Source organism: Vibrio orientalis CIP 102891 = ATCC 33934 (genome assembly GCF_000176235.1).
Taxonomy (GTDB): domain Bacteria; phylum Pseudomonadota; class Gammaproteobacteria; order Enterobacterales; family Vibrionaceae; genus Vibrio; species Vibrio orientalis.
Genome location: NZ_ACZV01000002.1, coordinates 63,717 through 89,041, shown reverse-complemented (window position 1 = coordinate 89,041; position 25,325 = coordinate 63,717). Strand labels below are relative to the sequence as shown.

The window sequence follows — 25,325 nt, the reverse complement described above, 5'->3', positions numbered from 1 at the left end:
GTGGATAAAAACTAAGCGCATTTAGCCTTGATAGCGTCTAGACAGCCCGATCCTCATCCCCTATAATCACTTCCCTATACGGCCCCTTAGCTCAGTGGTTAGAGCAGTCGACTCATAATCGATTGGTCCGCAGTTCAAGTCTGCGAGGGGCCACCATATTAAAAAAGCCTGATGAGTCTCCTCATCAGGCTTTTTGTCATTTTACGCTAAGAAAAAGCCCACTACATTACTAGTAGTGAGCCTAAATCTATTAGTTACAAGAACTTAGAATCCTTTCGCCTTCTTAATCAAGTCGTAAGCATTTTGAATTTCTTGCGCTTTTTCTTTCGCCACATTCATCATCTCAGGCGGCAGACCTTTTGCCATTAACTTATCAGGGTGGTGTTCATTCATTAGCTTGCGGTAAGCACGCTTGACCGTTTTCGCATCAGCGTTACTATCGACACCAATCAGTTTATATGCATCGCTTAACTGGTCTGCCGTCGACGCTTGCTGCCAATTACCCCCTGAATGATGAGAGCCTCCACCCGCTTGACCACCAAAACCACCTTGCTGAAAGCGAAACGCCGCTTCTTGCATTCTTAATCGTTGTTCAAGCTGCTCAGATGAGAAGTTGAGGCCTCTAGCTACCTTATGTAGAACATTACGCTCACTAGGGTGGATATCACCATCGGCAAACGCTGCCGAGATCTGTAGCTCTAAGAAAAACTGCATTAGGTCAAAGCGACCACCCGCAGAGATACGTACTCGTTCTAGCACGGTATCCAAAGGAAAGTCGCTCTCTTTACCTTCACGAAACGCATTTTGCGCCGCTTTACGCTGTTCTCCGTGCAGGCTCATACGATCCATCATGGTACTTGCCAGTTGGATCTCTTCTTTAGTCACCTGCCCCTTGGCTTTCGCCACATGGCCCATAACCGCAAATGCCGCTTTAAAGAACTCCTCTTGACGCTGAGCTTGGCTAGGTCCACTGCCAAATCCGGTATTAAAGCCCGCTTGGCGCAAGCGACGAGCTTTATCGAATTGGTGACCTATAAATAAGCCGAATACTGCACCGAACGCTCCCCCAAATAGGAAACCAAAGAAGGTGCCAAGAATTTTGCCAAAAATATGCATTATGTGCTCTCAATCTCTGAATTTTTTCGCCGTGAAGCGGTCTGATAGTGCCGTAAGCTTCAAATTACTTTATTATAAGAACCGTTTTATTTTACATTCGGTCACCTATTCACCGGATATATCAAGTTCAACAGGATAGTCAAACTCGATGTTACGTTTTCCACGCACCGTATTAGCTGTTTCAATTAGCACTGCGTTACTTGTTCCACAAACAAAAGCAGAGCAAACACCTGAAGAAACATCTAGAGAAATGCCAGCTATTGGGCAATGTCAAACATTAGACATTATTGATCAATGTTTGGTCAATGAAGCTGAACCTGAAAACCCAAATCAACTTCCAGTAAACGTCGAAGCTGATAGCCTAGAAGCAATTAACGGTGACAAAGCAACCTATCGTGGCAATGTTGTGGTTGTGCAGGGTAAAAAGCGCATGCTCGCTGACAATGTTACTTTGCACCAACAAGAAAATGTAGTTGTCGCCGAAGGTAATGTGACTTTTAGTGATGGTGAAGTTAAAACCATTTCAGACAAAGCCACTAATAACTTAAACACTGATTTTGTTACGTTAGAGAATACCAATTACCAATTCCTATGTGAACCAGGACGTGGTGAGGCTGTCTACGTATCGAAGACAGGTAAGTCAGTCTACGAGATTGAAGACGGTTCCATTACCTCTTGTCCTGAAGGTGATAACTCATGGCGAATGGTCGCATCAAGTATTGATATCGACCAAAATGAAGAAGAGGCAACCTTCTACAATCCGCGCTTTGAAATCGTCAGTGTGCCAGTTTTCTATCTTCCATATCTTACTGTGCCTATTGGTGATACGCGTAAAACAGGCTTTCTTTACCCTACGGTATCTTATGGCTCCAGTGACGGCTTTGAAATGGAGGTCCCTATCTATTGGAACCTCGCACCCAACTATGACCTAGAGACCACGTTTAAATATATGCAAGAACGTGGAACTCAGCTCAACAGCGAACTGCGTTATCTATCAGACTTAGGCTTTAGTTCATTAAAGTCTGAGTACTTACCAGATGACAAAAAGTACCCAGAGTACGGTGACCGCTGGGGCTTCCAATGGCAGCACTCTGGTATTTTCCAAAAAAATTGGAAGTTTGAGATCGACTATTCGAAAGTTAGTGATATTTCCTACTTCTCACACATCGACTCGTCTATTGGTAACAAAGAAGATGGTCAGCTAATCCAAGAAGCGCAGGCAACCTACCGTTCAGAATCGTGGGATGCATCACTTCTAACTCGAGACTTCCAAGTTCTAACCACTAGTAATAACTTGCCGTATCGATTGTTGCCTCAGTTAGAATACAACTACTACGCCCCTGAGCTGATGCGCCACCTCGACTTTGATATGACCAGTCATATCTCAAGATTTGATACTGATGCAGAAGGTAAACCATCAGCAACACGTGTGCATATCGAGCCAGGCCTAACCATCCCTATTGGTACTACGTGGGGTAGTTGGACAACAGAAGCAAGATTGCTTGGTACTTACTATCAGCAAGATCTCGATGGCGTAGACACGACTAGTGGTGACAAAGAGTCAAACCCATATTACGGTCTTAAAGAAAACGTCTCACGTGTCATCCCTGAATTCCGTACTCATGCTGGTGTTGTGCTAGAACGCGATACCACCATTTTCAACGGCTATACACAAACGTTAGAGCCGCAAGTTCAGTATGTTTACGTACCCGAAGAAGATCAAAGCAATATCGGCAATTACGATACAACACTGCTACAAACTGACTATTACGGCCTATTCCGCAGTCGTAAATACAGTGGTGTAGATAAAATCGCCGAGGCGAACCAATTTAGCTACGGGGCTTCTTCTCGCTTCTTCGATAGTGGCTATAAAGAAAGACTGAATATCTCTTTTGGTCAAATCTTCTATATCGACAAAGATACTAAGAGCGATACCTTTAACCCAGACGACACGAGAAAGTCTAATTACTCAGCTTGGGCTGTCGAAATGGACTTTAACTATGACGATTACCTGTTTTATCACGGTGGTATTCAATACGATATCGACACCAGTGAAGTTCAGTTAGGTAATAGCACCCTTGAGTATCGCTTTAATGGCGGCTATGTCCAAGGTAACTACCGTTATGTAACTAAAGAATACTTACAAGATACAGTAGATTTTGATGTTAGCGGCATAACAGTCGATGGAATTTCGCAAGCAGGTCTACTCGCGGGTTACAGAATAAATCGCAATTGGAACACCAGCGCGCAATATTTCTACGATTTGACCACTGAGGAGTCGCTAGAATGGCTAGCACGTGTAAATTACACGTCTGATTGTTGGTATGTTGGCTTCACCTACAGTAATCAACTGCAAAATTGGGATCCAAACTTTTCTAGCTATCCAAATGCCAATCCAGTCTATGAAAGCAACTTTAGCTTTAATTTTGGCATCATAGGTTTTGGTACAAGAATTGGCTCAGATTCTGGGATGGCAGGTGGAGATAGTGCAGGTAACTCACTAGGTTACGGTCGCCCATTCTTCTTAAACAACTAATTATCCAGCCTGATGTCTAAGACATCAGGCTATTTGAATTTATAGGACTTTCAATGAAGTTTTGGAAACAAACATTACTGGCACTGATGATCGCAAGCCCAATTAATTTGGTGCAAGCGGAACCAGTCGCACTAGATACAGTTGCGGTAATAGTGAATACCAGTGTAGTACTACAAAGTGATATCGATACCTCAATCAAAACGCTCAAAGCGAATGCCAAGAAAAAAGGCCAATCTCTACCGTCAGAAGAGATCCTAACTGAGCAAGTTACTGAGAAACTGATTGTCGATACCATTCAGCAACAAGAAGCTGAGCGCTTAGGTGTACGTATTGATGATAATCGCCTGAACGAAGCGATTAGCGAAATTGCTAAAAACAACCAGCAAACGGTTGAACAATTACGTGCCTCTATTGCAAGTGAAGGCCTAAACTACGCTGAGTTTCGTGAGCAAATTCGCAAAGAAATTGCCGCCAGCGAAGCTCGCAATGCTCTAGTTCGTCGTCGCATCAACATCCTACCTGCAGAAGTAGATAACTTAAGTGAGTTATTAGCCCAAGAAACAAACGCAACGGTTCAATACAAAATTGGCCATATCCAATTGCGTGTAAATGACGGCGATGATAAATCGGAAATTGAAGCACAAGCTAAAGAGCTGGTAAAAGAGCTCAATAATGGTGCTGATTTCAGCACTATGGCTTACACCTATTCTAAAGGCCCTAAAGCGCTGCAAGGTGGAGACTGGGGATGGATGCGCAAAGAAGAGATGCCAACCATTTTCGCCGATCAAATCAAACTGCAAAACAAAGGCAGTGTTATTGGTCCATTCCGCAGCGGTGTTGGCTTCCATATCCTGAAAATTGAAGATGTCAAAGGCTTAGAAACCGTTGCGGTTACTGAGGTCAATGCTCGCCATATCCTTATTAAGCCTACTGTCATCCTAAGTGACGAAGGCGTGAAGAACACCTTAAACAACATTATTCGTCAAATTAAGGCTGGTGACGCAACCTTTGGTGAACTCGCTCAACAGTACAGCCAAGATCCTGGCTCTGCCGCGCAAAATGGTGAATTAGGTTATCAAACATCTGATCTGTATGTACCTGAGTTCAAACACCAAATCGATACTCTACCTGTTGGCCAAATCAGCGAACCATTTAAAACTGTTCATGGCTGGCATATCGTTGAAATTCTCGACCGCCGTGAAGTAGACCGAACAGACTCTGCACTAAAAAACAAAGCTTACCGAATTTTGTTTAACCGTAAGTTCAATGAAGAAGCAAGCGCATGGCTGCAAGAGATTCGCGCTAGTGCCTATGTTGAAGTCATTGAGGATAACGAGCAAGATGAACTGTAAACGCATTATCGTCACAGCAGGTGAGCCTGCGGGTATAGGGCCAGACTTAGTCCTTGCCCAATCTAAGGAAAGCTGGAACCACCAGATTGTGGTCTGCGCTGACAAAACAATGTTAGCAGAGCGAGCGCAACAGCTTGATATTGATGTCGAACTGATTGACTATCAAGCCGATGCCCCGATTGTCGCGCAAAAAGCAGGCACCTTAGTCGTTGACCATATTCCGTTAACAAGCAACGCTATTGCCGGCCAACTGGATGAAGCCAATGGTCATTACGTATTAAATACACTAGAAAGAGCCGCTTTAGGCTGTATGAATGGTGAATTTGATGCTATTGTCACCGGCCCTGTACACAAAGGGGTGATTAACCGCGCAGGCGTGGCCTTTAGCGGCCATACTGAGTTCTTTGCGGAGAAATCAACTACCCCACTAGTCGTTATGATGTTAGCCACCGAAGGGCTGCGTGTCGCACTAGTCACAACACATATCCCATTGGCCTATGTGTCTCAGGCGGTAACAGAAGAGAGACTCGAAAAGATCATAGCAATTTTGCACAAAGATCTGGTTGAGAAGTTCGCTATCTCTTCACCAAATATCTATGTCTGTGGACTCAATCCGCATGCAGGAGAGGATGGTGTCCTTGGCAAGGAAGAGATCGAAACCATTACTCCAACACTAGACAAACTGCGCCAACGTGATGGTATCAACCTTATTGGTCCATTACCCGCTGATACTATCTTCAATGAAAAGTATCTTGACGATGCTGACGCAGTGCTGGGAATGTACCACGATCAGGTACTTCCTGTACTAAAATACAAAGGCTTTGGTCGCTCGGTTAATATTACCTTGGGACTGCCATTTATCAGGACCTCCGTTGATCACGGCACTGCACTTGACCTAGCAGGAACAGGCAAGGCGGATACAGGAAGCTTCCGAACGGCTTTAGCTCATGCGATTGAGCTAGTCGATAAGAAATCGAAATAACTTGAGAATACTATGAGAAACGATGTCCACTTAGGGCACAAGGCGAGAAAACGCTTTGGTCAAAACTTCCTTAACGATCCATACATCATTGATGGAATTGTCTCCTCGATCAATCCAAAACCGGGTCAAAACCTAGTTGAGATTGGTCCTGGCCTTGGTGCAATCACTGAACCAGTAGGCAAGGAAGTTGACAAGTTTACCGTGATTGAGCTTGACCGAGATCTCGCTGAACGTCTACGTAATCACCCAGAACTTGGTGATAAACTGACGATTCATGAAGGTGATGCGATGCGCTTTGACTTTACTCAGCTAGTGAAGCCAAACAATAAGCTACGTATTTTCGGTAACCTACCGTACAACATCTCAACACCGTTGATGTTCCATCTTTTTGAGTTCCATAAAGACATTCAAGACATGCACTTTATGCTACAAAAAGAAGTGGTTAACCGCCTAGCGGCAGGCCCTGGTACAAAAGCTTATGGTCGCCTTACGGTCATGGCGCAATACTTCTGTAAAGTAGTCCCTGTACTTGAAGTGCCACCAACCGCATTTGTTCCGCCACCAAAAGTCGATTCAGCGGTCGTTCGTCTAGTACCTTATGAAGAGATCCCTCACCCTGTAAGCGATCTTAAATATCTAGACCGAGTATGTCGTGAAGGCTTTAACCAACGCCGTAAGACAGTGAGAAATTGCTACAAAGGCTTACTAAGCGCTGAGGTACTGGAAGAGCTAGGCATCAACCCAAGCATGCGTCCAGAGAACCTAACCTTGGTTCAATTCGTCGAGATGGCGAACTGGTTAGCTGCCAACAACAAATAGTTTCAGCTAAAATGAAAAGGTGATAGACCATTGGTTTATCACCTTTTTTGACTTTATAAAGGAGTTTATATGGAAACTAGCCCTTGTATCAAAGTCCAAGTTCATACCAAATACATTCCTGATCAGTCTCAACCTGATGCTAAGCGCTATGTATTTGCCTATATTATTACCATCAAAAACCTCAGCCAGCAAAATGTCCAGCTGATGAGTCGCCGTTGGTTGATTACCGATTCCAATGGTAGGCAAATGACGGTCGAGGGCGAAGGTGTCGTCGGTCAGCAACCCTTTATTTCTCCTAATGACGAATATACTTATAACAGTGGTACTGTGATTGAAACACCCGTAGGCGTGATGCAAGGTCAATACATCATGCATGATGAAACTGGCAAAGAGTTCATCGCAGAAGTCGACCCTTTCCGACTCGCTATTCCCAATATACTCAACTAGGACAACCCATTGGCTAATTACATTGTTGGTGACTTACAAGGTTGCTTTGACGAATTGCTTCTCTTACTTCAGCAAGCGAATTTTAGTGCGAGTGAAGACACCTTGTGGGTTGCCGGAGATTTAGTCGCCCGCGGTCCAAAATCATTAGAAGTATTACGCTTTATTCGTTCTCTTGGTGACAGTGCGAAAGTGATTCTGGGTAATCATGACCTTCACCTACTGGCGGTATCATTAGGATTATTTAAGGTCAAAGATAAAGACCAAACCGCACCCATTTTTAATGCCGAAGATAAAGATGAGTTGTTAGATTGGCTTCGTCTGCAACCACTAATGGCAGAGCATGACGAGTTTGTCATGTGTCATGCTGGCGTCTCCCCGCAGTGGACGTTAGAAGATGCGCGCAAAGCAAGCAAGCAAATCAGTGAGATTCTACACAGTGAAAATTGGCCATGGCTAATAGAGAGCATGTACGCCAACCAACCTGATCTTTGGCATGAAAGCTTAGATGGCATTGAGCGCTATCGTTATATCATCAACGCTTTCACCAGAATGCGTTTTTGCTTTCCTGATGGGCGGTTAGATATGGAGTGTAAACTTCCGCCGAAACAGGTTAATGATGGCTCGCTTGTTCCTTGGTTCCAACTCGATAACCGTATTCAGTTAGAAAAGCCTGTTCTATTTGGTCACTGGGCCGCTTTGGAAGGCTATGAAGGTGAAGACGTTATCGGCTTAGATACAGGCTGTGTTTGGGGTGGACATTTAACTATGCTGAGATGGGAAGATAAGCAGTTTTTTACTCAAGAAGCGCTACAATCCAAGCAAGGAACACAGTGAATACTTCACCTTCAGAGTGAGCTACGAACGAGTTCGGGATCTAGAAAAGTGCTTATAGATTCCCTACTCTCTCCTTCGTCGCTCTTTAGAATGACGATAGTTTAATACCTCAGAAATTGGTATTTAGCCTCTCTCTAGCACCACAAAACGCATATCGTAAGCGTTCTTTTCATCGGCAGCATAAGCCTCAGCGTAAGTCTCTTTAAACTCATCACCCCAAGCTGGGAACTGAGTATCGCCGTTAATCTCTGCTTCAATATGAGTGACATACAGTTTATTGGCTTTAGGTAGGCATGCTTGATAAATAGTCCCACCACCAATGATCATCACTTCTTCAACTTCGCCAGCAGCGGTTAGTGCCTCTTCAATCGAGGTGACCGTCGTTACCCCTTCAATCACTAGCGATGCATCACGACTGATAACAATGTTCTGGCGCCCCGGTAGTGGGCGACCAATCGACTCATAAGTCTTGCGCCCCATCACAACAGGCTTACCCATAGTGCAACGCTTAAACCAAGCAAAATCAGCAGGAAGATGCCATGGCATTTGATTGTCTATTCCAATAACTCGATCCTGTGCCATTGCGGCGATCATACTAATGATCATTCCTGTACTCCTAATATAGCCTTACACAATTGGTTTTCGTCGATAGAATAACAAGCCAGGCATCGCTAAGCCAACCGCTAAACCAGCAATAATAAACATCGCTTTAAGGAAGTTCTCCATTAACATCGCAACCAACTCCGGTGAATAGCCACGATGGTTCAGCTCAACCAAGGCAATCATGGCTTTAAAAGCAAACACACCCGGAACCATTGGGATTAATGCGGCAACAGTAAAAACTTTCGGATGAGCAAAAAATCGCGCAGACCAATGAATACCGACCATACTGACAATCATCGCTGCGAAGAACGTTGCCCACTCAATGGGAATACCAAAGTGCATCATCAAATAGCGTGAGCCATGGCCGATTGCACCACCTAGGGCACAATAAATTAACGCCTTTTGTGGCACGTTAAATACCAAAGCAAATCCAACCGCAGGAATCGCGGCAAAAAACATATCATTCAGCAGGCCGAACAATAGATCCAAGTTGATCATACTACCCACCCCGACACCCCAACGAGACTCATCGCAGCAACAATTCCGAGACTGGTTGCTAGAGTCAACAGGCTCGCCATAACGAATCGAGCGATGCCCATATTGATGTACCCTTTAAGCATATCCGCGACGGAATTGATCAACGGAAAACCGGGAACCAACATCAGCACCGAAGAAGCCATAACTAATGATGGCGAATTACCTAGTTGGTAAATCACCGCTTGAGCAGATACCACTGTGGTCACAAAAGCAGTGGCGGTGAAGTTCATCAGTGGATTGAAATGGCGATGACCAATCTCTTGTCTCACCACCATACCGGTAGAGGATGCAATAAAAGTCATCGCAAATACCACCCAATCACCGCCCGCTAAATGACTAAAAGCAGCACAAGAGAGACCTATCATGAAAACGACTAGCCAACGGTTATAACGTTCAGGGCTGATAGCATCGAGTTTTTTCTGTGCAAGTGAGTAATCAATAATGCCGCGTTCAAGCATAATGCAGATGCGTTGAACTTGGGTAATTGCCCACATATTAATGCCGCGATCGGGACAGCGACGAGCAGTGGTAATGCAATGTTCTTGGTAAACGGTGGTAACAACCAATGAACTAGCGGATAACGACACTTCAACTTCGTCCATACCAGCTGCTAAACCAAAGCGACGCATAAGGTCACCAACCAGAGTACTTTCAGCACCATGAGCTAAAAGCATTTGCCCCGCTTGGGCGATTAAACGAGAGACTGCTCGTTGTTTGGATGCCATGATTCTATCCTACTCCTTTAGAATGCACCTATTTTGCAGAGAAATGCTCAGGCATGATTTGATATAGACACAAAAAAGCCGCAATAAACATTGCGGCTTAAACTTTTCTTAGCTGTTATTCGCGGACGTAGACAACGTGGCCGTCATCTTCTTCATCGTCCCAGTCATCCCAGTCGTCATCATCTTCTTCAGTGATCACATCTTTCCCTGCGATTGCATCTTTATGGTAATCATCCCACATGAAGTCAACTTTCTCTTCTTCAGAGATCTCTTCTTCTTCACGCGGTAATTGTTCCATAAAGTCAGCTAATTTGTAGCATAGCTCTTTAGTACCATCGCGATTTACAGCAGAAATCTTGTAGTAATCCTCTTCCCAACCTAGTGCGTCAAGAATATTTTGGATCACTTCATTCGCTTCTTCCTCTGGCATCAAGTCAACTTTGTTGAAGATTAACCAACGAGGTTTATTCGCGAGTTTCTCACTGTACTGTTCAAGCTCATCAATGATCGTTAATGCATTCTCAACCGGATCAGTTTGATCAATTGGCATAATATCGATCATGTGCAGTAGAACACGACAACGCTCAAGGTGTTTCAAGAAACGAATACCAAGACCAGCGCCATCTGCTGCGCCTTCAATCAAACCAGGGATATCCGCAACAACAAAACTTTTCTCAGGTACAACACTCACCACGCCCAAGCTTGGGATCAAGGTTGTGAATGGGTAGTCTGCCACTTTTGGCTTAGCGGCTGAGACTGCGCGAATAAAGGTTGATTTACCAGCATTCGGTAGACCAAGCATACCGACATCAGCAAGCAGTAGAAGCTCTAATCGAATCTCACGAATTTCACCTTTCGTACCTAGAGTCTTCTGGCGTGGTGCACGGTTTACTGAAGACTTAAAACGGGTGTTACCCAAGCCATGCCAGCCACCTTTTGCAACCATGACTTTTTTGCCATGCTCAGCAACTTCAGCAACGATCTCATTAGTATGAATATCAACAGCGCGTGTACCTACAGGTACGCGAAGCACTTTGTCTTTACCACGTTTACCCGTACAGTTACCACCACGGCCATTTTCACCACGTTCCGCTTCATAGAAGCGTTGGAAACGGTAATCAATCAGAGTGTTTAGGTTCTCATCAGCTTGGATGTAGATATCACCGCCGTCACCACCGTCGCCGCCATCAGGACCACCTTTCGCAACGAATTTCTCACGCCAGAAACTCACTACACCGTTGCCGCCATCACCGGCTTGAACTTTTACTACCGCTTCATCAACGAATTTCATCTCTTACTCCGCCCTTGTGCTACTTAACGTAGCTGCGTTGCAAATATCATCTCAGCTCTCCCTATCTCATTAGGAAAAGTGAATGATATAAATTCTAGCAGATTCCAGTTTCAGACTGATCACCTGAGATCTTCACTGTTCTGCTACTGGAACAAATATGAAGGGACTCTTTACAGAGTGCCTTAGTATTAATTCCACCATACTGGCAAACTCAAAGTCACCATAAATAAAAAACCCCGCCGAATCGGCAGGGCTTTTGAATTCAGCTTGAAAGCTAATGAATAAATTAAACTAGGTTTAATTACTCAGCTTCGATGCTAACGAATTTACGGTTTTTAGGACCTTTCACTTCGAATTTCACTTTACCTTCAGTAAGAGCGAAAAGAGTGTGGTCTTTACCGATACCAACGTTAGTACCAGCGTGGAACTTAGTACCACGTTGACGAACGATGATGTTACCTGCAAGAACAGACTCACCACCGAAACGCTTAACACCTAGACGTTTGCTTTCTGAATCGCGGCCGTTACGAGTAGAACCACCAGCTTTTTTGTGTGCCATTGTTAAACTCTCCTAATCGATTAAGCGTTGATACCAGTGATTTTCACTTCCGTGAACCACTGACGGTGACCAGCTTGTTTGCGAGAATGCTTACGACGACGGAATTTAACGATTTTAACTTTATCGCCACGACCGTGTTGTACAACTTCTGCAACTACTTTGCCGCCCTCAACAAGAGGAGCACCAACTTTAATGTCTTCACCGTTAGCAACAAGAAGAACTTTTTCAAATTCAACAGTTGCACCAGTTTCAACGTCTAATTTCTCTAAACGAAGAGTTTGACCTTCGCTTACACGGTGTTGTTTACCACCAGATTGGAAAACAGCGTACATATCTTACTCCGCTTTTTCCGCACAGCCGTATGCTATATGAGCATCAAGGGTGTGCGCTAAACTAATCATCAATAGGGCGCAGATTCTACAGAAAGGTCGCACCTATGACAAGCCATATTTTGAAAAAATTGGCGAAAAGCTAATCGCCAATGAAAAGTGCCGAGATCATGCCCGTTAAGCATGTATTAATCAACGTTTTTTAGTGTATTATTCAGCAAATAAACTCGATAAGAATACCTTACTAGTTCTAACTTCAGCCGGATTTACAATGGATTTTAAAGCTATCCAAGCACTCACCGCCGATGACATGGCAAAAGTGAACGAAACAATTCATGCACAACTCAACTCTGATGTCTCTTTAATCAATCAACTGGGTTTCTACATCGTTAGCGGTGGTGGTAAACGCATTCGCCCTCTTTTGGCTGTTTTATCTGCAAGAGCCCTAGGCTACCAAGGTGAAGCACATACAACTTCTGCAGCGTTTATCGAATTCATCCACACCGCGACATTGCTTCACGATGATGTCGTTGATGAGTCCGACATGCGCCGTGGTAAAGCCACTGCCAACGCAGCCTTTGGTAATGCGGCAAGCGTTTTGGTTGGTGACTTTATTTACACACGCTCATTTCAGATGATGACTGAACTAGGATCTTTAAAGATCCTTAAGCTAATGAGTGATGCGGTGAACGTCATCGCCGAGGGTGAAGTTCAACAATTAATGAACTGTAATAACCCTGACACGACAGAAGAAAGCTACATGCAGGTCATCTATTCTAAGACCGCCCGCCTGTTCGAAGCCGCAACACAAATTGGCGCGATTCTTAATGATGCTCCTGAAGACGTCGAACTTGCACTGCAGAACTACGGCAAATACTTAGGCACTGCATTCCAACTTATTGACGATGTGATGGATTACACATCGGACGGCGATGAGATGGGCAAAAACGTTGGTGATGACCTTGCAGAAGGCAAGCCTACCCTACCACTGCTTTATGCAATGAAAAATGGTAGTGCTGAGCAAACCGCGATGATTCGTGAAGCGATTGAGAAAGCGAACGGAATGGAGCGCCTAAACGATATTCTTGCAGCGATGGAACAAACGGGCTCTTTGGAGTATACCCGCCAAAAAGCCTACCAAGAAGCGGATAAAGCCATTGCTGAACTAAACGTATTAGAAGAGTCGGTGTACAAACAAGCACTCGTGACGATTGCGCATATGGCTGTACACCGGACAAGCTAACTCTACCTTTATAGCGATAAATAGCCTGAGTACCTGCTCAGGCTTTTTGCTATCTGACATATACAACAACGGGAACCTAAGGTTCCCGTTTTACCTCTTAAGGTGAGGCATTCCAGATCAGCAAAAACGAAGGTAATTTGGCTTGCTATCCTCACCAAGGTCTAACGCCTATGTGTTACAGTGATAGCGATACCCGCATATAAAACTTAGCAATTAAACTTTTGCCGAGATACAAAATTAGTATGTTTTGTGAGCGATATATTTTTTAGATTGATTAAATAATCATTATTACACGAGCTGAGCTAAGAAAAGGCTAAACTCTAGCGACTGTCACTAAAGTATCACCCTTGTTTCATCTATCTCTCACTGAGTTGAAGCTTCTCTGTAATATCTGCCCCATACCCTCAAATGAAAGTCAGCATCATTGTGAGGACACATGGAAGTCTCTAGCCCTTTTCGTTTACCAACTAAAACCCCTTTTCGCCTTGGAGAACATTTCACTGAATGGGCAACAGGCCTCTCTAAGCTTGATAAGTTCTACGCTGAGCGCCCAGCCGGTTGCGACACACAACAATTTCTCAGATTCACTCTAGAAGTGCTTGGAATCGACTATCAAGTCCAGAAAGGGACATTGGCTCATGTGCCAGCATCAGGTGCAACAGTCATTGTTGCCAATCACCCCCTCGGTTGTGTCGAAGGTGTAATTCTGGCAGAGCTACTACTGCAAGTACGCGATGACGTGCAAATTCTCGCTAACCAATATCTTAAAACGGTTCCTGAACTCGACCGGTTGTTTATCGGTGTTGATGTGTTTGACGGGCACAATGCTCATCAAGCTAACCTCACCGCACTTCGTCAAGCACATCAGCATTTAGCGAAAGGTGGACTATTACTGCTTTTCCCTGCTGGAGAAGTGTCGCAGTTAGTCGACAAAAAGAGCAATAAAGTTACCGACAAAGCTTGGAGTCATTCCGTTAGCCGTTTAATTCGAAAATCACGAGCAACCTCAGTGCCCATTTTTATTGAAGGACAAAATTCCAAGCGATTCTATCTGGCAGGTAAAGTCCACCCTCTACTTAGGACATTATTACTCGGCCGAGAGTTACTCAATAAAACCAGTGACAAAATCCTGCTCTCTATCGGTTCACCTATCAAATACAAAGAAGTCAACGGATTGTCTGACGAACAAATGACCAGCTATCTGCGTCTCAATACCTACCTTCAACAAGACAGCACCAGCAACACTTCATCGCCGAGCATGCATACTCCGCCAGTTCCGATTGACGATCCTTTACCTATCGAAGATCGACTTAATGATCTTGCATCTCTTAATAGTGACCACCTATTACTCACCAACAATGAGTTCGACGTCTATTGCACGCCTTCTGAGCGTATTCCTTCGATCATGCATGAGATCGGGCGCCTACGTGAAATCAACTTCAGAAAAGCCGGAGAAGGCACAGGAAGAAACCTTGATATAGATAGTTTCGATCGTGACTATCTACAGCTATTTATATGGGATCGAGAGAAGCAAACTTTGGTTGGTGCTTATCGTCTTGGACTGGTTGATCAATTGATCGCCAAACATGGTATGACAGGACTCTACTCGCGCACTTTATTCCATTTCGACCAACCTTTTATTAATAGTATCGGGCCTGCAATCGAGATGGGACGCTCGGTGATCGATGAAAAGTATCAAAAGTCGATGGCGCCATTGCTGCTACTTTGGAAAGGGATCTCCGCCTATGTAGAGCGAAACCCAAAATACACTCATCTCTTCGGCCCAGTCAGTATCAGCAATGACTATAGCGAACGAACTAGGCACTTATTGGCTGAGACAATGGCGCTCCATCATTACCAACCTGAGATCGCAGAATTCGTCACCCCGTCCAATCCTCTCCCAATAAAGGATAAGAGCTGGAATACTTCTATGCTTACAGCACTAGGTGACATGCAATTGCTCTCTCGTTTGATAGCAAGAATCGATGAGGGGAAAAGTGTGCCCGTGTTATTGCGTCAATACTTGGGGCTGAACGGAAAACTGATATCTTTCAATGTGGATCCTTGCTTCAACAACGCTTTGGACGGTTTGATCATGGTTGATCTCCGCCGCGTACCGCTCAAAACACTGGCTCGCTATATGGGCTCGATTGAAGCTGAAAAATATCTAAAGCAGCATGGGCTAATACGTGAGTACGCACTCGACTAGTTGAACCAACAGGTGCTGCGTGACCTATGCAGCACTTCTCTTATCAAAATATTTTCCCTGTATATCAACTCATATTGCACCATTTCAATTACTCATAATCAGAAACTCAGTCATTTACACTACATGATGACTTGTACTCAGAGCCTCTATCTATTCCTTCCTCTATATATAAGAAAAAATCACATTGACGAAAAATTAAACTGGATAAAAGCTAGGTTCTCATAACTATCACAATGATAAGGAAGTCACTTGGTCATGCTGCAAATAAAATCTCCCTTACGTTCTCTGTTTACAGGGGCTCTTTCACTATCACTAATGGTGAGCTCATTTTCTGTTTTCAGTGCCGAAAAAGTATACCGCCTTAAGCTTGCTGAGACTTGGGGCCCTAATACCCCGATCTTAGGCGATGCCACCAAGAACATGGCACAATTAGCCGAAGAGATGTCCAACGGACGCCTAAAAATTCGTATTGATTCCGCCAACAAACATAAGGCACCTCTGGGTATATTCGATATGGTTAAGTCAGGTCAGTATGACTTAGGACACTCTAGTTCTTACTACTGGAAAGGAAAGGTCCCGAATACACTTTATTTCTCTTCGATGCCGTTTGGTATGATTTCAACTGAGCAGTACGCTTGGTTTTACCGTGGTGGTGGTATGGAGTTAATGGAGAAGGTCTACGCGCCGCATAACCTACTTTCTTTCCCTGGCGGTAACTCTGATATTCAAATGGGCGGTTGGTTTAAGAAAGAGATAAACTCCATTGAAGATCTACAAGGGCTGAAAATTCGTATCCCTGGATTTGCTGGCGAAGTGATGGCACGCGTCGGTGCTAAACCAACCAATATCGCACCGGGTGAACTGTATACCTCTCTTGAACGAGGCACTATTGATGCCTTGGAATGGGTTGGACCTGCATTTGACTTACGTATGGGCTTTCAAAAAATTGCCCCTTATTACTACACCGCGTGGCATGAACCGGGTTCTGAAACCCAATTCTTAGTTAATAAGAAGACATGGGACAAACTACCTGCGGATCTTCAAACCATTCTAGAAACTGCTTTCCGCGTAGCCGCCTTCGACATGTATACCCAAGCAGTCGATGCTAATGCCAATAGCTGGGCCACCATGAATGCTGAGTACCCAGACATTAAGGTGAGAGACTTCCCACCAGCAGTCCTTGAGGCGATGCAAACAGCGACGAATGAATTGCTGGCAGAACAAGCGAATAAAGATGCGCTGGCCAAAGAAATTATTGAGTCACAGAAGCAGTATTTAACCAAAGTTCGCGCTTGGACTGATATTTCCTCTAAAGCTTATCTAGATACCAATCAATAACCTCTTCGCACGCAAAGAAACGCTTTGCGTGCGCTTTTCTCATAAGAGAAAAAAAGCCAAATATTCTTCCTATCCGCACCGATAAATGCACATTATTTGATCTAAAATAAGAGAAAAACAACGTCTCTCCCGCAAAAACGCTAGCTTAAAATTCGCTCTTATTTTACAATGCAAATTAAGCATTACATCTGACAATTTTTCTATAGGAAAGACAAATGAGACTGATTCCTCTAAATAACGCTGCACAAGTTGGTAAATGGGCAGCGCGTCACATTGCAAACAAGATCAACGCGTTCAACCCAACAGCAGATCGTCCATTTGTTCTTGGTCTACCAACGGGTGGTACTCCTCTAGCAACTTACAATGCACTAATTGAACTACACAAAGCGGGCGAAGTAAGCTTCAAGCACGTTGTGACATTCAACATGGATGAATACATCGGTATCCCAGCGGATCACCCTGAGTCATACCGTTCTTTCATGTACAACAACTTCTTCAACCACATTGATATTCAAGAAGAAAACATCAACCTGCTAGACGGCAATGCTGCAGACAACGATGCTGAATGTCAGCGTTACGAAGATAAGATCAAATCTTACGGTAAGATCAACCTATTCATGGGTGGTGTGGGCAACGACGGTCACATCGCATTCAACGAGCCAGCATCTTCTCTATCTTCACGCACTCGTATCAAGACGCTAACTGAAGATACTCGCATCGCCAACTCTCGCTTCTTTGATGGTGACATCAACCAAGTACCTAAATACGCACTAACTATCGGTGTTGGTACACTACTAGACTCTGAAGAGATCATGATCCTAGTAACTGGTCACAACAAAGCGCTAGCACTAGAAGCAGCCGTTGAAGGCAGCGTAAACCACCTATGGACTGTATCTGCACTTCAGCTACACCCGAAATCAGTGATCGTGTGTGATGAGCCATCAACTCAAGAGCTAAAAGTGAAGACCGTTAAATACTTCACTGAACTAGAAGCTGAGAACATCAAAGGCTTCTAATTATTGCTTGATAGCGATGAGCAAATTTAAAAGGCAGCTTCTTAGCTGCCTTTTTTGTATCTATTACTATCCAACGACGTATCACCCGTTACAAACTTTCAGCAAAAGCAGAAAGATGACGAATATCACAAAAACCCATTCACACTACCAATCAACCAATGCGATCAATGTCACACCTCAATTTAATATAAGTTTCGAAAATGGCAAAATAATGACAAGCGTCACATTTACATCAAACCAAAACAATCAAAAAATGAGACATAGAGCAATTTATTTTTATTGACTTGAGGTTATTTTGTATTTTGTCATTAACTTTCAGTGTCAAAGACTGAACAAGATCACTCAAAAAGTGTTTGGCAGGGCTATTTTTAAGGAGGTAATCACAAAAAACCCGTCGTCAGTTCCAATTGGAAAATGTGTGGTAGATTGATTAGGTACTAAGCAATCAGACGGTTTTGGCGAACCGCTACTACAACAACATTCATCAGAACATCGAACGGGGAACAGTTATGATATCACCAGATGCTAAGATCAAGATACAGAATTTTGGTCGTTTTCTGTCAAACATGGTAATGCCTAACATCGGCGCATTTATTGCGTGGGGCTTTATCACCGCTCTATTTATTCCAACCGGATGGCTACCAAACGAAACATTGGCCTCTATGGTTGGTCCTATGATTACCTATTTATTGCCATTACTCATCGGTTATACTGGTGGTAAATTGGTTGGTGGCGACCGCGGGGCGGTAGTCGGTGCAATCACAACCATGGGTGTGATTGTCGGTACCGATATCCCAATGTTTATGGGGGCAATGATGGTCGGCCCTATGGGCGGCTGGGCAATTAAGAAATTCGATAACTACATCGATGGTAAAGTAAAAAGTGGCTTCGAGATGTTGGTTAACAACTTCTCAGCAGGCATCATCGGCATGCTGTGCGCGATCCTTGCCTTCATCTTTATCGGTCCATTCGTAAAAATTCTATCTGGTGGCTTAGCTGCAGGCGTTAACTTCCTAGTTTCTGCTCACCTACTACCACTGACTTCAATCTTCGTTGAACCAGCGAAGATCCTGTTCCTGAATAACGCGATCAACCACGGTATCTTCTCTCCACTGGGTATCCAGCAAGCGTCTGAAACAGGCCAATCAATCTTCTTCCTAATCGAAGCAAACCCAGGTCCTGGTCTAGGTATCCTGCTTGCGTATATGGTATTTGGTAAAGGTACGGCTCGCCAGACAGCAGGTGGTGCATCTATCATCCACTTCTTCGGTGGCATCCACGAAATTTACTTCCCATACATTCTAATGAATCCTCGCCTAATCCTTGCGGCTATCGCAGGTGGTATGACTGGCGTATTCGTTCTGACAATGTTCAACGCAGGTATCGTTTCTCCAGCGTCACCGGGCTCTATCTTCGCTATCTTGTTGATGACTCAGAAAGGTTCAATCGTTGGCGTACTCGCGTCTATTGCAGCAGCAACAGGCGTGTCATTCGCGGTAGCAGCACTGCTAATGAAAACACAAACCTCAACAGAAGAAGACGGTGATGAAGCAGCGCTAGAGAAAGCAACATCACAAATGAAAGACATGAAATCTGCATCGAAAAATGATGCGGTGGTAAACAGCCAAAGCAAAGGTGACGTAGACCTAGCAACAGTGCAAAGCATCATTGTCGCTTGCGATGCGGGCATGGGTTCCAGTGCAATGGGCGCGAGCATGCTACGTAAAAAGGTTCAAGGCGCAGGCCTGAACATCCACGTGACCAACCTTGCTATTAACAGCTTACCAGAGAGTGCAGATATCGTGATTACTCATAAAGACCTAACGGATCGTGCACGTAAGCATGCTCCAAACGCACACCACATTTCATTGACAAACTTCTTAGACAGCGAAATGTACAACCAGCTAGTCACTAAGCTACTAGCAGCACAAAACCAATCAGCCGCGAATGACGATCAAATGGTAAAAGTGTCGGTCATGGCGGCGAACGACGACAGCTTTGAGCCACAACAGCCATCAGTATTTCAAATCCAACGTGAAAACATTCACCTAGGTTTGAAAGCAGCCACCAAAGAAGAAGCGATTCGCTTTGCTGGCAACAAATTGGTTGAACTTGGCTACGCAGAACCAGAATACGTAGACGCGATGTTTGAACGTGAAGCGTTGGTTCCAACTTACCTAGGCGAGTCAATCGCAGTACCTCACGGTACCGTTGAAGCGAAAGACCGCGTGAAGAAAACCGGCATTGTAATCTGCCAATATCCATCAGGTATCCAATTTACTGAAGATAACGACGATGTAGCGAAACTGGTTATCGGTATTGCCGCTAAAAACGATGAGCATATCCAAGTTATTACCACCATTACGAACGCGCTCGATGAGCCGGAGGCAATTGAGAAGCTAACTAGCACCAATGATGTAGAAGAGATTCTCAACATCCTTGGTGGTCAACAAGCGGCTTAATCACTCCCTTTAATTTGCTCCTGAGCAAACCGAGGTCAGCTGTCACCCCCTATGCGGTTGGCCTCACCCTAGATTCGTTTTAGTCAACATTTCAGACATTGGTAGGTAAGTTTTATGAAAAACGCAGTTCATTTTGGCGCAGGTAACATTGGTCGTGGCTTCATCGGTAAACTATTAGCAGACGCAGAAGTCGAAGTCACATTCGCAGACGTTGACGCACCACTGGTTGATCAACTGAGCCACAAACAAGAATACAAAGTAAAAGTGGTCGGTACTGAGTGCCAAATCGACACCGTTACTCACGTCACCGCGGTTAACTCCGCCAGTGAAGACGTCATCGACCGCATTGTAAAAACCGACTTGGTAACTACAGCAGTAGGCCCTAACGTACTGGACATCATTGCAAAAACCATCGCGACCGGTATTGCAAAACGCTTTGCAGCAGGTAACGAAAAACCGTTGAACATCATCGCGTGTGAAAACATGGTCCGTGGCACAACTCATCTAAAAGGTGAAGTCTACAAACACTTGGATGAATCATTACACGTAAAAGCAGACGAGTTGGTTGGCTTCGTCGATTCAGCGGTAGACCGCATTGTGCCACCAGCAGAAGCCGCGAACGATGACCCACTAGAAGTGACGGTAGAAAGCTTTAGCGAATGGATTGTGGATGAACAGCAGTTCAAGGGCGAAATCCCTGACATCGCAGGTATGGAAAAAACCAACAACCTAATGGCGTTTGTAGAACGTAAGCTGTTCACCTTGAACACAGGTCACTGCATTACCGCTTACCTAGGTTGCTTGAAAGGCCATCGCACCATTCGTGAAGCGATTGAAGACCCAAGTATTCATGCTGAAGTAAAACAGGCGATGATCGAGAGTGGCGAAGTGCTGATCAAACGTTACGGTTTCGACCGCGACATGCACAATGCTTACATCGAGAAGATTCTAGGACGCTTTGCTAACCCATACTTGGTGGATGAAGTTGATCGCGTAGGTCGCCAACCTATTCGTAAACTGGGTGCAAATGATAGATTAGTGAAGCCTTTACTCGGTACAATCGAGTATGGCACTGAAAATCAAACTCTTTTGAAAGGCATTGCCGCGGCATTGAAGTACACTAACGACACTGACCCACAAGCAGTAGAACTGCAAAACTCCTTAAACGACGTGGGCATAAAAAGAACGCTAGCGACATACACTGGTCTTGCGGAAGAGTGTGCTGAAGTGGCTCAAATAGAGACGCTTTACAACCAAATTTAAACATCAGGGGGAGCGTTAGTTCCCCCTTAAATAATTATTAAAAATGTATTCAGTATATGGCAGATAGTATCAACGAAACCGAGATCATAGAGCGATTAAATAGCGCACCTTCGGTACGAGGCTTTTTTATTGCAGCCGTCGATGTCTTTACCGACTCAATTGATGGCCTAGTACAAAGGATTTTTCTCAAAGACAACTTCGCTGTTCAGTCAGTTGTAGGCCCACTTTTACAAGACTCTGGACCACTTGGGGATTTATCCGTACGCTTGAAGTTGCTGTTTGGTCTAGGTGTATTACCCGATGATATCTACCACGATATCGAAGACATTATTAGGTTAAAGAATGAATTAAACAGCGATGCATCTGACTACGAATTTACTGATCCAAGTGTCCTAGCTCCAATCAAAAAACTGCATTTAGTAAAAAAAATGGGCATGGTTCAATTAGAAGTCACTGAGACTGATGACGATATCGACTTAGAATTTTATCAACTGCAATTGCAGCGTCAGCAGCAAATCATTAAATCGGGCCTCTCACTCGCTATTGTTGAGATTTGCAATGAGCTCGGTAAAGATAGTCCATTCTAACATCATAGGTTATTGAGCTGCGCCAGTTAATCCCTTATATAAATAGGCTGCTCAAATCGAGACAGCCTATTTATTGTTACGCCCCATACTAGGTACTCTTACACCTTAAATTGCAAAGTATATGCATTGAGCTCTTCCGCAGATTGCGCCACTTCATGACTTGCCCCAGCGAGCTGCTCTGCGCTTGCCGATGTTTGTAGCGACATTTCACTTATCGTTGCGATACTACCGCTAACGGTATCTGTCACTTTAGCCTGCTCTTCGGCTGCCGTTGAGACCTGCTCCATCATCGAATGAATGTGGTTAATCGAGTCCAATATACCCACAAAGTTTGCCTTGGTTTGCTCAGACAGCTCCTCTGTCATTTTTACCTGATCTTCACAGCGCGTCATATTGCTGCTCGCAGAATTCGCAGCTTGCTGAACAGAGGAGATCATATTCTGAATTTCCGATGCTGATGTTTGCGTCCGCTGCGCCAGTGTTCTCACCTCATCCGCAACCACAGCAAAGCCACGGCCAGCTTCACCCGCTCTTGCCGCTTCAATCGCAGCATTAAGCGCTAGCAAATTAGTTTGCTCAGCAATTTCTTGGATAACCACCAAAACATGACCAATTTCATTGCTCTTTAGCTGCAAGGTTTTCATATCTTGGTTAGCCGCAAACACTTCTTGAACTAAGCTACCAAGGGCAAGACTGCCTTTATCTAAGGTTTTCTGGCCAGAGGTACTGGTATCACGTGCAGCCATCGATGCCTGTGCAACATCGTGGGTACTGCGAGCCACTTGCTGAATCGATACGGTCATTTGTTCAATCGCAGAAGCAACCGATTCAGTCTCCCGATGCTGAGTCGTCACTGCATGAGTGGTTTGCTCACTGGCAACTGACGTTTCCTCTGCCGTCGATGCAAGGCTCTGACTCGCTTCGACAATATGAGCAATAAGCTGTTTGAGGTTGTCTGACATTTCACGCAACGCACCATACAAGCTATCTGCTGGTGCTTGACGATCAAATTGGTAAGTGAGGTCACCGTTAGCCACTTGCTGAGCTAGCAGCATCATCTCTCTCGGCTCTCCACCAAGTGGCTTCTTAATCACTTTAGCAAGATAGATAGCGAGAGCAACGGTGAACAGCAGTGTTCCAATCATCAGATAAACCATACTCTGGCGAATCTTACTCACTGACACAAAGGCTTCACTTTGATCAATTTCAGCCACCAATGCCCAGCGGAAATCACCGATATCCAAAGGCGCATACGAAGACAATACTTGGTTGCCGTTATAATCGGTAATGATCTTAGAACCAGAATTCCCCGCTAAAGCCTCCAAGGTCGCTTGTGTTTTAACGCCATTGCTTTCCACACTACCAGAAAAAGAAGCGGTTACTGAATGGGCCTCCGGACTCAAGTAAGAGTCCGATCGCATACGATAATCAGAACCTACTAAGTAAGACTCACCACTTTCGCCCATCCCTTCGCGCAATTGCATCACCGCATTAATCGCATCCAATGATAGCTGCAAAGCGACCACCATAATGACGTCGCCCTGCTGATTTAATATCGGTTTGGCAATAAACGCAGCAGGGGCATCATTTGATGGTGCATATGGTGCAAAATCAACAATCCCATACTGCTTGCTGTTCAATACTTCACGTACCAACTGGCCAAGATTACTTGAAGCATAACGGCCACTAACTAGATTGGTTTTATAATCAGCTTCTTTGGTCACGGTATAAAAGGCTTCACCACTTGGGTCGATCAAAAACAGATCGTAGTAACCATAGCTTTCGATGTATTTATGATAGAAATCCACACCTTGATCGTCTTTAGGCACGAAGGCCTCTGTGACATCTTTTTCAGAGATGATCCCCCACTGATGCTGGTCGTCTAACTTGATTGGCTGCCATACCGACAACACTAGATTGCCATTATAATCGGTGATAATACTGGAGCCTGCTTGCTGAAAGACTTGCTCGGAGGCTTGCGTCTCTACTCGAGTATTATTTTGAAACGACGCAACCACAGAGTGCCCAACAGGGTCGAGACGAGAGTCGGAACGCATCAATTTATCAGTGCCAATTAGGTAAGTTTCTCCAGTATCGCCCATACCTTGGATTTGACCAGTAATCGAATTGACTTTGTCGATTGGAAACTGAAGCGCCGCGTAGCCAATCACCTTATTATTCTGATCGCTAATCGGGGTAACAAAGAATCCGGCAGGGACATTATTGGAATAGTGATAAAGGGTAAAATCCCCAAAATAGACTTCATCAAATTTCGAAGACTGCTTGGCACGACTGAACGCTTTCTCTAAGCCTGAGCCAGCAATATTGCTGGAACGAACATTTTTGCCAATATCCTGTTCACGTGTCGTGGTGTAGACAATATCACCATTGGTATTGATCAAAAACGCATCATACCAGCCGAAGCTTTGCTGGAAACGATCAACTTCTTCACCATACCGTTCAGCAACACCACTCCACAAGCGGCCACTGATGCTGCCATTTTGCGCCTGAAATGCGCGTTCAAACTCCTGCATCACCATTTTTGTGGTATAGGAATCAGCAAATAAACGTAGACCCAGCTTTAGTTGCTCGATGTATTCGTTAACCTGATTCGCCTGTGACTGGTTAATGGCCTCTAGTTTGCGAAAGCCCTCCAATTGGAGTGTATTGGCCACATCCACCAATACATCCATATCTCCTTGCCTCTCGGCAAAAAACGCGTTGATTTGTGCAGATTTAATACTTCTTACGGTATCAAGCTGATTGTATGACCGCTCTGTTAAAGCAGTTTGACTTAACCACACAGAGTTCATGCCTAGAATCACCGCAGGCACTACACCGATAAAAACTAACGCCCCAATAATCAATTGAGAAAGTTTGAGTCGACCTAACCACTGGCCCATATATATCCCTATTCTATATATTCGAAAAATTGACGCTTCTGATGACAACATCCAGTTTTTTGACGCTAAAAAGCGCGAAAATACCAAAAATCGAAGGTTAACGAAGCCGTCACTTCTATAAAAAAGCAGTGGTCAAGAAAACAATGATTGATGAACGAAAACAACCGTAAGTAA

Annotated in this window: 21 protein-coding genes and 1 tRNA gene; 14 read left to right on the top strand and 8 right to left on the bottom strand. The window is 44.5% G+C overall.

What is annotated here, in order from left to right; genetic code table 11:
• The first annotated feature begins 80 nt into the window (after positions 1–80).
• Positions 81–156: transfer RNA gene (locus VIA_RS01285), tRNA-Ile, on the top strand.
• A 108-nt stretch (positions 157–264) separates the two neighbouring features.
• Here VIA_RS01285 and djlA read toward each other — a convergent pair.
• A complete protein-coding gene (gene djlA, locus VIA_RS01280; RefSeq protein WP_004409983.1) occupies positions 265–1,116 on the bottom strand; it encodes a co-chaperone DjlA in 852 nt (283 codons plus the stop codon).
• A 148-nt stretch (positions 1,117–1,264) separates the two neighbouring features.
• Here djlA and lptD point away from each other — a divergent pair, with 148 nt between their 5' ends.
• The 6 genes from lptD to apaH all read left to right on the top strand — a co-directional run bounded on the left by lptD (position 1,265) and on the right by apaH (position 8,086).
• Complete coding sequence (lptD, locus tag VIA_RS01275; protein ID WP_004409980.1) at positions 1,265–3,652, top strand: LPS assembly protein LptD; 2,388 nt, start codon at positions 1,265–1,267, stop codon at positions 3,650–3,652.
• A 53-nt stretch (positions 3,653–3,705) separates the two neighbouring features.
• Entirely contained in the window at positions 3,706–5,004 is a 1,299-nt protein-coding gene (gene surA, locus VIA_RS01270) for a peptidylprolyl isomerase SurA (RefSeq protein ID WP_004409977.1), read from the top strand.
• Positions 4,964–5,986, top strand: a complete 1,023-nt coding sequence (gene pdxA / locus VIA_RS01265) for a 4-hydroxythreonine-4-phosphate dehydrogenase PdxA (RefSeq protein WP_412774848.1) — start codon at positions 4,964–4,966, stop codon at positions 5,984–5,986. The genes surA and pdxA overlap by 41 nt, the downstream gene beginning before the upstream one ends.
• Positions 5,987–5,998: 12 nt before the next feature.
• A complete protein-coding gene (rsmA, locus tag VIA_RS01260) occupies positions 5,999–6,805 on the top strand; it encodes a 16S rRNA (adenine(1518)-N(6)/adenine(1519)-N(6))-dimethyltransferase RsmA (RefSeq protein ID WP_004409974.1) in 807 nt (268 codons plus the stop codon).
• 69 nt (positions 6,806–6,874) lie between these two features.
• Complete coding sequence (gene apaG, locus VIA_RS01255; RefSeq protein WP_004409970.1) at positions 6,875–7,252, top strand: Co2+/Mg2+ efflux protein ApaG; 378 nt, start codon at positions 6,875–6,877, stop codon at positions 7,250–7,252.
• Positions 7,253–7,261: 9 nt separating this feature from the next.
• Positions 7,262–8,086 (top strand): bis(5'-nucleosyl)-tetraphosphatase (symmetrical) ApaH, encoded by an 825-nt coding sequence (gene apaH / locus VIA_RS01250; RefSeq protein WP_004409967.1) that lies wholly within the window; start codon positions 7,262–7,264, stop codon positions 8,084–8,086.
• Between the two features lie 123 nt (positions 8,087–8,209).
• Here the strand turns inward: apaH and folA are convergent, their stop codons facing one another.
• The 6 genes from folA to rplU all read right to left on the bottom strand — a co-directional run bounded on the left by folA (position 8,210) and on the right by rplU (position 12,133).
• A complete protein-coding gene (gene folA, locus VIA_RS01245; protein ID WP_004409963.1) occupies positions 8,210–8,692 on the bottom strand; it encodes a type 3 dihydrofolate reductase in 483 nt (160 codons plus the stop codon).
• A 21-nt stretch (positions 8,693–8,713) separates the two neighbouring features.
• Positions 8,714–9,187, bottom strand: coding sequence for a threonine/serine exporter family protein (locus VIA_RS01240; protein WP_004409960.1), 474 nt, complete (start codon positions 9,185–9,187; stop codon positions 8,714–8,716).
• On the bottom strand, positions 9,184–9,951 hold the full coding sequence (locus tag VIA_RS01235; protein WP_004409957.1) for a threonine/serine exporter family protein: 768 nt from the start codon (positions 9,949–9,951) through the stop codon (positions 9,184–9,186). The genes VIA_RS01240 and VIA_RS01235 overlap by 4 nt, the downstream gene beginning before the upstream one ends.
• Before the next feature lie 115 nt (positions 9,952–10,066).
• The gene (cgtA, locus tag VIA_RS01230; RefSeq protein ID WP_004409948.1) at positions 10,067–11,242 is read right to left on the bottom strand and encodes an Obg family GTPase CgtA; all 1,176 of its coding nucleotides are present in this window, start codon (positions 11,240–11,242) and stop codon (positions 10,067–10,069) included.
• A 301-nt stretch (positions 11,243–11,543) separates the two neighbouring features.
• Complete coding sequence (gene rpmA, locus VIA_RS01225; RefSeq protein WP_004409945.1) at positions 11,544–11,801, bottom strand: 50S ribosomal protein L27; 258 nt, start codon at positions 11,799–11,801, stop codon at positions 11,544–11,546.
• Between the two features lie 20 nt (positions 11,802–11,821).
• On the bottom strand, positions 11,822–12,133 hold the full coding sequence (rplU, locus tag VIA_RS01220) for a 50S ribosomal protein L21 (protein ID WP_004409940.1): 312 nt from the start codon (positions 12,131–12,133) through the stop codon (positions 11,822–11,824).
• A gap of 268 nt (positions 12,134–12,401) precedes the next feature.
• On the opposite strand from rplU, the gene ispB reads away from it, so the two are divergent.
• From ispB to VIA_RS01185, 7 genes are all read left to right on the top strand, one after another.
• Positions 12,402–13,373 carry an octaprenyl diphosphate synthase gene (gene ispB, locus VIA_RS01215; RefSeq protein ID WP_004416722.1) on the top strand — a complete coding sequence of 324 codons (972 nt, stop codon included), beginning with the start codon at positions 12,402–12,404 and terminating at the stop codon, positions 13,371–13,373.
• 436 nt (positions 13,374–13,809) lie between these two features.
• A complete protein-coding gene (locus tag VIA_RS01210) occupies positions 13,810–15,582 on the top strand; it encodes a lysophospholipid acyltransferase family protein (RefSeq protein ID WP_004409935.1) in 1,773 nt (590 codons plus the stop codon).
• A gap of 315 nt (positions 15,583–15,897) precedes the next feature.
• On the top strand, positions 15,898–16,920 hold the full coding sequence (locus VIA_RS01205) for a TRAP transporter substrate-binding protein (RefSeq protein ID WP_235801283.1): 1,023 nt from the start codon (positions 15,898–15,900) through the stop codon (positions 16,918–16,920).
• A gap of 215 nt (positions 16,921–17,135) precedes the next feature.
• A complete protein-coding gene (nagB, locus tag VIA_RS01200) occupies positions 17,136–17,936 on the top strand; it encodes a glucosamine-6-phosphate deaminase (protein ID WP_004409930.1) in 801 nt (266 codons plus the stop codon).
• A gap of 509 nt (positions 17,937–18,445) precedes the next feature.
• Positions 18,446–20,398, top strand: a complete 1,953-nt coding sequence (locus tag VIA_RS01195) for a PTS mannitol transporter subunit IICBA (RefSeq protein ID WP_004409927.1) — start codon at positions 18,446–18,448, stop codon at positions 20,396–20,398.
• A 114-nt stretch (positions 20,399–20,512) separates the two neighbouring features.
• Entirely contained in the window at positions 20,513–21,661 is a 1,149-nt protein-coding gene (locus tag VIA_RS01190; RefSeq protein WP_004409924.1) for a mannitol-1-phosphate 5-dehydrogenase, read from the top strand.
• Positions 21,662–21,717: 56 nt separating this feature from the next.
• Complete coding sequence (locus VIA_RS01185; RefSeq protein ID WP_004409921.1) at positions 21,718–22,248, top strand: MltR family transcriptional regulator; 531 nt, start codon at positions 21,718–21,720, stop codon at positions 22,246–22,248.
• A gap of 98 nt (positions 22,249–22,346) precedes the next feature.
• Here the strand turns inward: VIA_RS01185 and VIA_RS01180 are convergent, their stop codons facing one another.
• Positions 22,347–25,151, bottom strand: a complete 2,805-nt coding sequence (locus tag VIA_RS01180) for a methyl-accepting chemotaxis protein (protein ID WP_004409918.1) — start codon at positions 25,149–25,151, stop codon at positions 22,347–22,349.
• Between the last annotated feature and the right edge of the window lie 174 nt (positions 25,152–25,325).

Coding starts and splice junctions, on each gene's coding strand:
- folA (WP_004409963.1), bottom strand. CDS start 8,692: ATGATCATTAGTATGATCGCCGCAATGGCACAGGATCGAGTTATTGGA.
- ispB (WP_004416722.1), top strand. CDS start 12,402: ATGGATTTTAAAGCTATCCAAGCACTCACCGCCGATGACATGGCAAAA.
- VIA_RS01240 (WP_004409960.1), bottom strand. CDS start 9,187: ATGATCAACTTGGATCTATTGTTCGGCCTGCTGAATGATATGTTTTTT.
- nagB (WP_004409930.1), top strand. CDS start 17,136: ATGAGACTGATTCCTCTAAATAACGCTGCACAAGTTGGTAAATGGGCA.
- lptD (WP_004409980.1), top strand. CDS start 1,265: ATGTTACGTTTTCCACGCACCGTATTAGCTGTTTCAATTAGCACTGCG.
- VIA_RS01210 (WP_004409935.1), top strand. CDS start 13,810: ATGGAAGTCTCTAGCCCTTTTCGTTTACCAACTAAAACCCCTTTTCGC.
- apaG (WP_004409970.1), top strand. CDS start 6,875: ATGGAAACTAGCCCTTGTATCAAAGTCCAAGTTCATACCAAATACATT.
- cgtA (WP_004409948.1), bottom strand. CDS start 11,242: ATGAAATTCGTTGATGAAGCGGTAGTAAAAGTTCAAGCCGGTGATGGC.
- VIA_RS01235 (WP_004409957.1), bottom strand. CDS start 9,951: ATGGCATCCAAACAACGAGCAGTCTCTCGTTTAATCGCCCAAGCGGGG.
- djlA (WP_004409983.1), bottom strand. CDS start 1,116: ATGCATATTTTTGGCAAAATTCTTGGCACCTTCTTTGGTTTCCTATTT.
- rpmA (WP_004409945.1), bottom strand. CDS start 11,801: ATGGCACACAAAAAAGCTGGTGGTTCTACTCGTAACGGCCGCGATTCA.
- VIA_RS01195 (WP_004409927.1), top strand. CDS start 18,446: ATGATATCACCAGATGCTAAGATCAAGATACAGAATTTTGGTCGTTTT.
- surA (WP_004409977.1), top strand. CDS start 3,706: ATGAAGTTTTGGAAACAAACATTACTGGCACTGATGATCGCAAGCCCA.
- VIA_RS01185 (WP_004409921.1), top strand. CDS start 21,718: ATGGCAGATAGTATCAACGAAACCGAGATCATAGAGCGATTAAATAGC.
- rplU (WP_004409940.1), bottom strand. CDS start 12,133: ATGTACGCTGTTTTCCAATCTGGTGGTAAACAACACCGTGTAAGCGAA.
- rsmA (WP_004409974.1), top strand. CDS start 5,999: ATGAGAAACGATGTCCACTTAGGGCACAAGGCGAGAAAACGCTTTGGT.
- VIA_RS01180 (WP_004409918.1), bottom strand. CDS start 25,151: ATGGGCCAGTGGTTAGGTCGACTCAAACTTTCTCAATTGATTATTGGG.
- VIA_RS01205 (WP_235801283.1), top strand. CDS start 15,898: ATGGTGAGCTCATTTTCTGTTTTCAGTGCCGAAAAAGTATACCGCCTT.
- pdxA (WP_412774848.1), top strand. CDS start 4,964: ATGTTGAAGTCATTGAGGATAACGAGCAAGATGAACTGTAAACGCATT.
- VIA_RS01190 (WP_004409924.1), top strand. CDS start 20,513: ATGAAAAACGCAGTTCATTTTGGCGCAGGTAACATTGGTCGTGGCTTC.